The organism is Sphingomonas sp. Leaf30, assembly GCF_001422525.1.
GTDB lineage: Bacteria > Pseudomonadota > Alphaproteobacteria > Sphingomonadales > Sphingomonadaceae > Sphingomonas > Sphingomonas aerolata.
The window spans coordinates 903,852-913,714 of the sequence record NZ_LMKZ01000018.1 but is presented as its reverse complement, the minus strand read 5'-3'; the positions used below and the strand labels follow the sequence as shown (position 1 = coordinate 913,714).

The window sequence follows — 9,863 nt, the reverse complement described above, 5'->3', positions numbered from 1 at the left end:
GTTGGGGGAGCGTTGCGCTTCACGACGTGCCCTCACCCTCCCGCCGCTGCGCGGCGGGCCCCTCCCTCTCCCCGGGGGGAGAGGGGTTAGAGGGTCCAGATTGCTACGTTGGCTAGCAGGACTGCGGCCATTACCAGCATGAGTATGCCCTTTCGGCGATCGCGGTTCTTCACGATCAGCGTGATGCCGCCGATCAGGCAGGCGAACATGCCGAGCATGGCGATGGCGGGCGCGGCGGCGGCGATGGCGGTCAATGCGGCGGTCATGCTGCCAGCACCGCGGCATAGGCGGCGCGGTCGACATTGCCGCCTGACAGGATGACGAGCAGCCCGGGTTCGGGATGCACCTTGCCTGCAAGCAGCGCCGCGAGCGCGACCGCGCCGCCGGGTTCGATCACCAGCCGCAACCGCTCCGCCGCCCAGCGCTGCGCCGCCGCGGTCTCCGCCTCGCTGACCGCGACGCCGGTCGCATCGCGCCGCGACAGCACGTCGAAGGTCAGCGGCGACACGCGCTGCGTCTGGAGCGAATCGCACGCGGTCGGCGGCGGGTTCGGCCCGACCGGCTCGATCCACGACGCTTCGAGCGACCGCCGCATGTCGTCCCACCCCTCGGGCTCGACCACGGTGATCGCCGCGTCCTTGACCGCTAGCGCGACCCCCGCCGCAAGCCCGCCGCCGCCGCACGGGACGACGATGCGGCTGGGCGACCCCAGGCCGAGCGCCGCCATCTGGGCGTGCGCCTCGATCCCCGCGCTGCCCTGCCCCTCGATGATCCACGGGTCGTCGAAGCTCGGCACCAAAGTCGCGCCGCGCGCCTTGGCGAGCCGTGCGGCGATCGCCTCGCGGCTTTCGGTCGCGCGGTCATAGGCGACGACCTCCGCACCGAGCGCCAGCGTCGCGTCGCGCTTCGTCCGCGGGGCGTCCGACGGCATGACGATCGTCGCGGCGATACCGAGTCGCCGCGCCGCCCACGCCACGCCCTGCGCATGATTGCCCGACGAGAAGGCGACGACGCCGCGCGCGCGGATCTGATCGGGAATCGCGGTCAGCCGATGCCAGGCGCCGCGAATCTTGAACGCGCCGACCGGTTGCAGCGATTCCGCCTTGAACGCGACCGCTATTCCCCGGATTTCGGCCACGAACAGCGGCGTCGGCGGCAGGATGCGCGCGATCTTCTCTGCCGCGTCACGGACCCCGGCCCGTGTCGGCTGTCGCAAAATCGTCACACGTCGTCTCCTGTGGTGCAGATGCTATTTACATGGGGGGCGTGCGCCCCTAAATCGCGCTTCCGCTGCCCCATGGGACTTCCAACCGCAAGGCAGTGTTTTCGTAATTTGTCTCAGGACATTGGAGGTCCCTTGAATTGGTCAAGCATCATATCGCGCTGGGGTTAGCGAAAGCCCATTCGACCGCCGACACTCCCTTCATCGGGGGCGGCATCGACATCGCTAAGGGGCGCCCGGTCAATCCGGTCACGCTCGTTCGTCCGCACGCTGCTGCGCGCGCCGCTCGGTTCTTCGTCGAGAAGTTCCCGGGCCGCTCGATGTATGCGGTGAAGGCGAATCCATCTCCCGAACTCCTGCAGATCCTGTGGGACAATGGCATCACGCATTACGACGTGGCGTCGATCGCCGAAGTGCGCCTGGTCGCGCGGACGCTGCCTGAGGCGACCCTGTGCTTCATGCACCCGGTCAAGGCCGAGGAAGCGATCGCCGAGGCGTATTTCACGCACGGCGTCCGCACCTTCAGCCTCGACAGCCTGGAAGAGCTGGACAAGGTCGTGCGCGCCACCCGCGAAGCCACCGATCTGACGCTGTGCGTCCGGCTGCGCGTGTCGTCCGAGCATTCGAAGCTGAGCCTCGCGTCGAAGTTCGGTGCCGCGCCGCATGAAGCCAAGGAGCTGCTGTTCGCGGCCCGCCAGGCGGCGGACGCGCTCGGCATCTGCTTCCATGTCGGCAGCCAGGCGATGACTCCGGAAGCCTATTCGAACGCGATGGAGCGCGTCCGCGCGGCGATCGTCGAGGCGGCGGTCACGGTCGACGTGATCGACGTCGGCGGCGGCTTCCCGTCCTCCTATCCGGGGATGGAGCCTCCTCCGCTCGAGCGTTTCTTCGAGACGATCCACCGTGCGTTCGAATCGCTGCCCGTCAGCTATTCGTCCGAGCTGTGGTGCGAGCCCGGCCGGGCGCTGTGCGCGGAATATTCGTCGATCATCGTGCGCGTCGAAAAGCGCCGCGGGACCGAGCTGTACATCAACGACGGCGCTTATGGTGCGCTGTTCGATGCGGCGCATATCGGCTGGCGCTTCCCGGTCGAGCTGCTCCGCGAGCCGGACAGCCGTGCCAAGGACATGGAGTTCAGCTTCTATGGTCCGACGTGCGACGACATGGATCACATGGCCGGCCCGTTCCTGCTGCCCGCCGACATCCAGGCCGGTGACTATATCGAGATCGGCATGCTCGGCGCCTATGGCTCGGCGATGCGGACCGCGTTCAACGGGTTCGGATCGGACGAGACGGTGATCGTCACCGACGAACCGATGGTCTCGCTGTACGACGAACGGTACCAGGACCTCGCGTCCAACGTCGTCACGCTGTAACCACGACCTACTATTTCTACCGTCATTCCCGCGCAGGCGGGAATCCATAAACGCTATCGGCGCGGCTCCACCTAGCCCCCGAGTTTATGGATCCCCGCCTGCGCGGGGATGACGACGTTTGAGGATGATGACCATGACCGAAGACACCCGCATCGACGCGCAGCGCAAGGCTGAGCTCCTGTCCACCACCGTCGAGCATATCGACATCACAAGCTTCGACGCGCGGCCGATCGTCGACGCGATGAAGAAGATGTCGTTCACCAGCCGCGACCTTGGCCGTGCGACCGACATCTACAACCAGATGCTCGCCGACAAGGACTGCACGATCTTCCTCGTGATCGCGGGCTCGACGAGCGCCGGCGGTTGCATGGACCTCTATGCCGAGCTGCTGCGCAACAACATGATCGACGGCATCGTCGCGACCGGCGCGACGATCGTCGACATGGATTTCTTCGAGGGCCTCGGCCACAAGCATTACCAGGCGCTCGAAGTGCCGCACGACGACGTGCTGCGCTCGCTGATGATCGACCGGATCTACGACACCTATATCGACGAGGAAGAGCTCCAGCACGTCGACCACACGATCTTCGAGATCGCCGAGACGCTGGAACCCCGCCCCTATTCGAGCCGCGAGTTCATCCGCGAGATGGGCAAGTACCTCGTCGAGCACGGCAAGAAGGAGAACAGCCTCGTCAAGCTCGCCTATGAGCATGACGTGCCGATCTTCTGCCCGGCGTTCGTCGACAGCTCGGCCGGCTTCGGTCTGGTCAAGCATCAGGTCGATGCCGCGAAGGCGGGCAAGCCGTACATGGTCCTCGACGCGATCGCCGATTTCCGCGAGCTCACCGAGATCAAGATCAAGGCGGGCACCACCGGCCTGCTGATGATCGGCGGCGGCGTGCCGAAGAACTTCATCCAGGACACCGTCGTCTGCGCCGAGATCCTCGGTCACGACGACGTCCAAGTCCACAAGTACGCGGTGCAGATCACGGTCGCCGACGTGCGCGACGGCGCCTGCTCGTCGTCGACGCTGCAGGAGGCGGCGTCGTGGGGCAAGGTCAACACCGGCATCGAGCAGATGGTGTTCGCCGAAGCGGGTTCGGTCATGCCGCTGCTCGCGTCGGACGCCTATCATCGCGGCCTGTGGAAGGACCGTCCGGTCCGCAAGTGGGGCGCGAGCTTCGACAAGGCCTGAGGCGGGCGCGCTGATCCTCCCCTGCAAGGGGGAGGATTCTGCGATTGCTCCCGGTGCGCGATTGATGCAGCCTCCTCCGGGGAACCGGGGGAGGCTTTTTCATGCATGACGACCTGATCCACAGCGAGATCCTGCGGCCGATGGTCGCGCTGATCGCCTGGACGCTGGTGATGCTGCTCTGGATGCTGGCGACGCGGCTGCCCGCGATGAAGGCGGCGGGGGTCGACCTCAGCCAGCTCGTCGGCACGCGCGCCGCCGACGCGGACCGTTCGCTGCCCGCCAGTGCGCAGTGGAAGGCGCACAACTACAACCATCTGATGGAACAGCCGACGCTGTTCTACGCGGTGTGTGCGGTGCTCGCGCTCAGCCATACCGGCAACGGGGTCAACGCGTGGATCGCCTGGGCCTATGTCGGCTTGCGGGTCGCACACAGCATTGCGCAGGCGACGACCAACCGGGTGCAGACGCGGTTCATCCTGTTCCTGCTGTCGAGCCTCGCGCTGATCGCGCTCACGCTGCACGCGGCGATGGCGGTATTCTGACGGGACCATTGCCGGCGATGCGTGTCGATCGCCCCTTCCCCTGCGCGATCGGGATCGGCTAGCTACCGCGCCATGACCTTCGACCGCCGAACCTTGCTCGCCCTGCCGCTCGCGGCCGGGATCGCCCCCGCCGCCCTGCTCTCCGACGCCGCCGGCCAGTCCGCGACGAACGGGAGCGCCAGTCGAGGCGCGCGTCTTGCCGGCGATCCGGTCTGGCCACCCGCCGAGCGGTTCGCGCTGTGGCCCGGCATTCCCGCGGGCGCGCCGACCCCGCTGCCGCGCCCGCGCCCGATGATCACCGGACGCCCGGGCGGCTACCGCGACGTGCAGATGCGCGGTGTCGTCCAGCCCGAGGTCGGCGTGTTCCGCGCCGCCCGCCCCGATGGCCGTGCAGTGCTGGTCTGCCCCGGTGGCGGCTATTCGATCACCTCGCTGCGCAACGAGGGGATCGACGTCGCGCGGGTGCTGAACGGCTTCGGCATCACGGTGTTCGTGCTCAGCTACCGGATGCCGGGCGAAGGCTGGGCGGACCGCGCCAACGTGCCGCTGTCCGACGTGCAGCGCGCGATGCGGCTGATCCGCGCCAATGCGAAGCGCTATGCGATCAACCCCGAGACGCTGGGCGTGCTCGGCTTCTCGGCGGGCGGACACCTCGCCGGCTCGCTCGAGATCCATCATGGGCTCGAGGTCTATCGCCCGGTCGATGCCGCGGACCGGCTGTCGGCGCGGCCGGCCTTTGCCGGGCTGATGTACGCGGTATCGAACATGGATCCGGGGCGCAGCCATGGCGGCTCGCGCGCGCAGCTGCTCGGGCCCAATCCCGATCCGGCGATGCAGGCGCGCTATGCGATCGACCGCAATCTGCGCAGCGGCGACGCGCCGCTGTTCCTGGTCCATGCCGAGGATGACGACACGGTGCCGGTCGCCAACAGCCTCGACATGCTCGCCGCCGCGCGTCGCGTCGACATTCCGGTCGAGGCGCATATCCTGCGGCGTGGGCGCCACGGGTTCGGTACGCGGCTGCCCGCGAGTTCGCCGGGTTCGCTCTGGCCGCAGCTGTTCGACCGCTGGATGCGCGAGGCGATCGGGCCCGAAGCGCCGCTCTGACGACGGGTGTGGGTGCGTGCCGTCCGTTCGCCCTGAGCGAAGTCGAAGGGCAGGCCGCGAACGCTGGCGCCGGGCCTAGCCGAACACCCGCTTCAGCGACCGTTCGAGCATCATCAGCTGCCACAGTGTGCGGCCATGCTCGGCGCGCCCGCCGCGATGCGCCTCGGCGAGCGCGGTGATCGCGGCCATGTCGAACCACCCCGTCTCGGCGAGCATCCGCGACGATCCCAGCGCGCTCGCCTCGCCCGCCAGCGCGCCGCGGAACCACGCGCTGATCGGCGTCACGAAGCCCATTTTCGGGCGGTAGAGGATTTCTTTGGGCAGATAGGGCTCCATCGCCTTCTTCATCAGCCATTTGCCCTCGCCGTGGCGCAGCCGCATGCCGACGGGCAAGGTCGCGCAGAACTCGACCAGCCGGTGGTCGAGCAGCGGTTCGCGGGCTTCCAGCCCGACCGCCATGCTGGTGCGGTCGACCTTCGTCAGGATGTCGCCGGGCAGCCAGTGCTTGAGATCGGCGTATTGCGCGCGGTCGATCGCATCGCGCGCGGGCGCATTGGCCATCGTCGCGACATAGCGCTCCTCCGCGCGGTAGCCGCCCAGCGCCGCCTGCGCGGCGCCCGAGAACAGCCGCGCGCGGACTTCGGGCGTCGTGACACCGACCGAGCGGGCATAGGCCTCGCCGCCCCCTGCCGCGATCGCGAGCAGGGTCGATTTCGCTCGGAACGGTCGCGGTGCCCAGTCGGCCTTGGGGTAATGCCGGCCGAGTGCGCCGAATATCTGCGTCCTGAGATGCGCGGGGAGCATGCCGCGCACGCGTTCCTCCGCGGCCTGGAAGCGGTAACGGCGATAGCCCGCCAGCGCCTCGTCCGCGCCGTCGCCCGACAGCGCGACGGTCACCCGCTCGCGCGCGAGCGCGCAGACCTGATAGGTGGCGAGCGCGGATCCGTCGGCGAACGGCTCGTCGAACGCGGCGACCAGCGTGTCGATCAGCGCAAAGTCGTCGGGATCGACGACCCGCTCGGCATGATCGGTCGCGAAGCGGCGTGCGATCGTCGTCGCATGGGTGCGCTCGTCATGCCCCGCCTCGTCGAAGCCGATCGTGCAGGTCCGGACCGCGCGCGGGCTCGCCTCCGCCATCAGCGCGACCACCGCCGAGCTGTCGACGCCGCCCGACAGGAACGCGCCGAGCGGCACGTCCGCGACCATCCGCGACCGCACGCCCGCGCGCATCCGCTCGACCAGTTCCTCGCCCAGCGCCTTGGTGGAGCCGGTCGCGCGGTTGGAGAAGTCGACGTCCCACCAGCGGCGCGGCGCGGGCATGCCGCGCCCGCGCTCGATCAGCAGAAAATGCCCCGCGGCGAGCTTCTTTACCCCTGCGACCAGGCAGGCGTCGTCGGGGACGTAGCCGAGCGCCATGTAATCCTCGACCGCGGACAGATCGGGCGCGCGCCGCACCAGCGGGTTGGCGAGCAGGCCCTTCAGCTCGGAGGCGAAGGCGACCGACCCGTCCGCCAGCTCGACATAATGAAGCGGCTTCACCCCCAGCCGGTCGCGCGCGAGGAACAGCGCGCGGGCGCCCGCATCGTGAATCGCGAAGGCGAACATGCCGTTCAGCCGGTCGAGCATCGACGGCCCCCAGGCGCGCCAGCCGTGGAGCAGCACCTCGGTATCACCCGCGGTCCGGAACCGCGCGCCGCCTGCGATCAGGTCGGCGCGCAGTTCGGCGAAATTGTAGATCTCGCCGTTGTAGCTGATCGTCAGCTCGCCGTCGGACATCGGCTGCGGCGAGCCTTCGAGGTCGATGATCGACAGCCGGCGATGCCCCAGCCCGACGCCCGGCGCGGTCCAGATGCCGTCGCCATCGGGACCACGATGCGCGAGCGCGGCGATCATCGCCTGGATGCGGTTCGGATCGACCGGCTTTGGCGTGCCCGGGTGAAAGATCCCGGCAATCCCGCACATTCAGCGCAGGCCCGCGGCGTGATCGGCGACCGTGCCGACCGGTCCGAGCGCGGCAAGGAAGCGCGCCATCGGTCGCGGATCGCCGCCCTCGACCGACAGATGCACCGCAACCGCGCGCTGCGGTCCGCCGAACAGCCGCGCCTTCATCGTCTCGATCTTCACGATCATCCCGTCATCGGTGGTAGCATCGCCGACCCGGTACCACGTCGCGACGATGCGCTCCACGGGTCCCGGCGCGGTAATCCGCATCGCCGAACCGCGCGCGCCCGCGGCGTCCGCGACCGGGGGAAGATCGGCGACGCGGACCCAGCGATCCTCCTCGCGCAGCACCCCCGTGCCGAACGCGATCAGCTCGTGCCCGTCGCCCTGCCGCCCGAACACCGCGAGCGCCATGTCGACGGTCGCGCCCGAGGCGTCGGCATAGCGGCCGAACAGATAATGGTCGGCCCCCGGATACCAGGGCATCCACGGCGCGCGGACGCTGACATCGACGCGGTGCCAGCCCGGCACGTCGGGCAGCGTAATCTGCGCGGGCAGCGCCTGCCGCCGCCCGGCGACCGCCGCACTCCACGCGGGAAACGCCGATGCCACCGCCAGCACGAGCAGCGTGATGACGGCGAGGTCGCCCCGATAGCGCGGCACCGTTTGCAGTCGCGTCGGGTCGAAGGCGGGATCGTCGGGCGCGCGGTCGAACCAGCGCCAGCCGATCGCCAGCACCGCAGCCATCACGAGCGCGAAGAACAGCCAGCCATAGACGATATGATCGATCCCCGTCGCCGCCTCGACCGAGGTGAGCTCGGCCGCCCAGATCGTCCCGAACGCGCGAAACCCGTTGGCGACGACCGGCACGACCACCGACACGACCAGGAACACCGCGCGCCGCCGCCACGACACGAAGCAGACATTGGCGACGAGCACCCCGAACGCGACCATCGCGATCACGAACTTGGCGCCCGAGCACGCCTCCGCCACCTCGAAATAATAGCGGCCGGCATGGATCAGCACGCCGTCGACGACCGCGGGCACGCCGACCAGATGCAGCAACGGCATGACGATCGCGACGGTCACGGCCTGCAAGGGCGGCTCGATCCCCTCGCCAAAGGGCACGAGGAACAGCGCATAGCCGAGCGGGAACAGCAGCCCGCGCGCGACATTGGGGCCGAGGATCGCGACGACCGCGCCCTGCAGCATCAGCACCAGCCCGAATTGCCGCGCGAGATTGACCGAGGCGGCGTCGCCCATCAGCCACCCTGCCCCGCCGACCGCGACCAGCGCCAGCCCCGGCCACCAGCCGACCGGCGTCAGCTGCGCGAGCGCGCCACGCCGCTGCCACACCAGCCAGGCGATCACCGGAGCGATGAACAGGCAGTGCCCGAAGGTCGTGCTGGTCCACCAGATCGTCGTCAGATCGGCGACGTCGCGGCGGAACAGCGCGAGCAGCAGGATCGCCGCGACGCCGAGCGCAAGCAGATGCCGGGGCCAGGACGTCGCGGGGCGATCGGTCACGATGGAGACCGGCTGCCATCGACTCCGAACAGCACATCGAGCGGCGCGAGCCGCGCGTCCCAGCCATAGCGTCGCAGCACCTGCGCGCGCGCGGCCCGGCCGAGGTCTGCCGCGTCGGCGGGTGTGTCGAGCAGCGCGAGGACCTGCGCGGCAAATTCGCTCGCGTTCGCCGCGACGCGGATCGTGCCGGCGTGGTCGATGCCCTCCGCCGCCGCCGCCGAGGCGACGACCGGCCGCGCCATCGCCATCGCTTCCAGCACCTTGTTCTGGATGCCGCGGGCGAGCTTCAGCGGGGCGACGCAGACATCGGCTGCGGCAAGCCAGCCGCGCACGTCGTCGACCGCGCCGGTGACGATCACCGCGTCGCCTGCCAGCGCCTGCACTGCGGGGGTTGGGGCGCGGCCGACGATCGCGAACCGGGCTGTCGGGTGGCGCGTGCGGATCCGGGGGAGGATGTCGCAGGCGAACCAGGTCACGGCGTCGATATTGGGGCGGTAGTCCATCTGGCCGGTGAAGACGATCAGCGGGTCTTCATGCGCCTCGCTCAGTACCGCCTTACTCTTCACCTCCCCGACGGAGGCCGGGGTCCAGTTGGGGGACGTTGATGGCGACGGACTGTCCGCTGTTACTGCGACCTTTCCAACTGGGCCCCGGCCTTCGCCGGGGTGGTGGGATGGGGTTGGGGCCTGCCCAGCATGCGAAGCCGGGCCACCCGCCCTGCCCTTCACCTCCCCGGTGGAGGCCGGGGTCCAGTTGGGGGACGTTGATGGCGACGGACTGTCCGGTGTTACGGCGGCCTTTCCAACTGGGCCCCGGCCTTCGCCGGGGTGGTGGGATGGGGTTGCGGCGTGCCCGCCATGCGCAGCCTCCCCCGCCGGGTCGGACTTAGTCGAACCGATGCCGTTCTCTACCGCGAGGACGCGTTCGGTCGCGCCACCCGCCCCGCCCCTTAC

8 protein-coding genes and 1 pseudogene are annotated in these 9,863 nt (G+C 69.3%); 4 read left to right on the top strand and 5 right to left on the bottom strand.

The genetic code is table 11. The features are described from left to right. Window positions 1–86: 86 nt before the first annotated feature. On the bottom strand, window positions 87–266 hold the full coding sequence (locus tag ASE89_RS17995; RefSeq protein ID WP_031395612.1) for a hypothetical protein: 180 nt from the start codon (window positions 264–266) through the stop codon (window positions 87–89). Then, window positions 263–1,225: a threonine ammonia-lyase gene (locus ASE89_RS17990; protein WP_056680389.1), complete on the bottom strand. Its 963-nt coding sequence runs from the start codon at window positions 1,223–1,225 to the stop codon at window positions 263–265. The genes ASE89_RS17995 and ASE89_RS17990 overlap by 4 nt, the downstream gene beginning before the upstream one ends. Before the next feature lie 137 nt (window positions 1,226–1,362). Here ASE89_RS17990 and ASE89_RS17985 point away from each other — a divergent pair, with 137 nt between their 5' ends. The 4 genes from ASE89_RS17985 to ASE89_RS17970 all read left to right on the top strand — a co-directional run bounded on the left by ASE89_RS17985 (window position 1,363) and on the right by ASE89_RS17970 (window position 5,442). Beyond that, a complete protein-coding gene (locus ASE89_RS17985) occupies window positions 1,363–2,598 on the top strand; it encodes a type III PLP-dependent enzyme (RefSeq protein WP_037531086.1) in 1,236 nt (411 codons plus the stop codon). Between the two features lie 133 nt (window positions 2,599–2,731). Then, window positions 2,732–3,793 carry a 1,9-bis(guanidino)-5-aza-nonane synthase gene (locus ASE89_RS17980; RefSeq protein ID WP_031396469.1) on the top strand — a complete coding sequence of 354 codons (1,062 nt, stop codon included), beginning with the start codon at window positions 2,732–2,734 and terminating at the stop codon, window positions 3,791–3,793. A gap of 116 nt (window positions 3,794–3,909) precedes the next feature. Beyond that, entirely contained in the window at window positions 3,910–4,335 is a 426-nt protein-coding gene (locus tag ASE89_RS17975; RefSeq protein WP_056680918.1) for an MAPEG family protein, read from the top strand. Between the two features lie 72 nt (window positions 4,336–4,407). Further along, window positions 4,408–5,442 (top strand): alpha/beta hydrolase, encoded by a 1,035-nt coding sequence (locus tag ASE89_RS17970; protein WP_056680382.1) that lies wholly within the window; start codon window positions 4,408–4,410, stop codon window positions 5,440–5,442. A gap of 75 nt (window positions 5,443–5,517) precedes the next feature. On the opposite strand, the gene ASE89_RS17965 is transcribed toward ASE89_RS17970, so the two are convergent. The 3 genes and pseudogenes from ASE89_RS17965 to ASE89_RS21640 form a co-directional block, all read right to left on the bottom strand. Then, window positions 5,518–7,404: an XrtA/PEP-CTERM system amidotransferase gene (locus ASE89_RS17965; protein ID WP_056680379.1), complete on the bottom strand. Its 1,887-nt coding sequence runs from the start codon at window positions 7,402–7,404 to the stop codon at window positions 5,518–5,520. Beyond that, on the bottom strand, window positions 7,405–8,910 hold the full coding sequence (gene xrtA, locus ASE89_RS17960; RefSeq protein WP_236701856.1) for an exosortase A: 1,506 nt from the start codon (window positions 8,908–8,910) through the stop codon (window positions 7,405–7,407). Further along, window positions 8,907–9,440 (bottom strand): annotated as a pseudogene (locus tag ASE89_RS21640) (glycosyltransferase); the annotation flags it as partial. The gene xrtA and the pseudogene ASE89_RS21640, both read right to left, overlap by 4 nt. Window positions 9,441–9,863 lie beyond the last annotated feature (423 nt).